At 78.7% G+C, this 1,672-nt stretch carries 1 protein-coding gene; it reads right to left on the reverse strand.

Annotation, left to right across the window (positions count from 1 at the left end):
* Positions 1 to 163: 163 nt before the first annotated feature.
* The coding region (locus AOK23_RS49160) for a PucR family transcriptional regulator (protein WP_055717904.1) at positions 164 to 1,672 on the reverse strand (1,509 nt) is incomplete at its 5' end.

The following is a 1,672-nucleotide window of genomic DNA, read 5'->3' on the forward strand; positions in this document are numbered from 1 at the left end:
GCAGTTCCCCGCGCCCCTCAAAAAGCGGGGCCTGCGGCCCTCGCTTTTTGGCGAAGGGGCCGCAGGCCGTCTTCAGGGGCGCGGGGAACTGCGCGACCAGCCCCCACCCACCCGCACGTAGGAAAGGGACGGGTAGGGGCGGCGGGGGCGAGGAACCCCCCGGTCACTCCCCCGCCGCGGACGTCGCCTTCAACGCCAGCCACAGCTCCATCCGTACATCGGGGTCGTCCAGCGACCGCCCGAGGATCTCCTCCACCCGCCGCATCCGGTACCGCAACGTGTGCCGGTGCACCCCGAGGTCCGCCGCAGCCGCGTCCCACTGCCCGTGCCGCGACAGCCACGCCCGCAACGAGGCGACCAGATCTCCCCGCCCGGTCGCGTCGTGGTCTCGCAGCGCGCGCAGCAGCCCGTCCGCGAAGGCCCGCACCGCGTCGTCCGCGAGCAGCGGCAGCACGGACCCGGCCGCCAGTTCCTCGTGCTCGACCAGGCATCGCCCCCGCCGCCGCGCCACCGACAGAGCCTGCTCGGCCTGCTTGTACGCGGCCGAGACCGCTATGGGCCCGGCCGGCGCGGAGAGGCCGACGACCAGTTCCTCCTCCTCGGAGAACGCGGATGCCGCGGCAGCGCCCGCCGCCGAGGCCGACAGGGGAGCCGGGCCCGCGCCGGGGCCTCCGGCCGAGACCGCGGGACCGGCCGCGGCCGAGGGCGCTCCCGCAGCCGCCGACGTCCCGCCCGTAGCCCCCGCGCCCCGCGCGGTCGCCGCCCGTGCCGTCTCCAGCGCCGCCGCGAACTCCCCGCACGCGGCCACCGCCGCGCCCCCGTCCACGGCGAGCACGACGAGCCGCTCCCCCTCGGGCACGACAAGCACGGCTTCCCCGGCCCGCGCGGCCGCCGCCTCGACGACCTCGGCGAGCTGCGCGAGCGGGTCGCCGTTCGCCGTGGCGGCGGCCAAGGCGGCGGCCCGGTACCGCCCGCTCTCCCGGCCGGCCGTCCCGCTGCTCCCGGCGGCGCCACCGTTCCCGGCCCCACCACCACCGCCGACGGCCGCGCCGCTCCCGGTCGACGCACCGGTCGGGCCGACCACGCCCTCCGCCCGCGCCCGGGCCGCCGACGCGGAGCCCGACTCGGCGAGGATCAGCCGGAACGGCGCGTCCAGCAGCTCCCCGTACAGGTCCCCGGCGACGGCCCGCGCGTGGTCCGACTCCCCGGCCAGCAGCATCCGCAGCACCGCCACCCCGATCCGCTGCTCGGCGGCGTGCAACGAGCGGGACCTCTCCGTCGTCAGCGTCAGCAGCGCGATCGCGGAGTGGACGGCGTACCGCTCGGCGGTGCCCAGCGCGGCGGCCGTGCCCACGGCGAGCGCGGCGCGGGCCCGCCGCCCGGTGCCGAGGGAGTGCAGCTCGACGCGGTCCTCGCCACCGACGACCGCGCTGGCCGGGGCGGGCCGGTCCCGCAGCCGTTCGACGTCGGCGGTGAGCCGCCCGGCCCGCCGCTCCGCCCACTCGGGCGCCGCGGCCACCACGGCACCGGAGGCGTCGTACAGCGCGGCCCACCCGTCGACCTGTGAGGCGAGCGCGGCGAGCACCCCCTCGGGACCGGCGCCCAGCGCCTGCTTGGTGAGTTCACGCTGGGCGGCGAAGCCCGCCGTCACCGCCCGGTACTGGTCGGCGGC

It is taken from the genome of Streptomyces torulosus (assembly GCF_001419765.1).
GTDB classification, from domain to species: Bacteria; Actinomycetota; Actinomycetes; order Streptomycetales; family Streptomycetaceae; genus Streptomyces; species Streptomyces torulosus.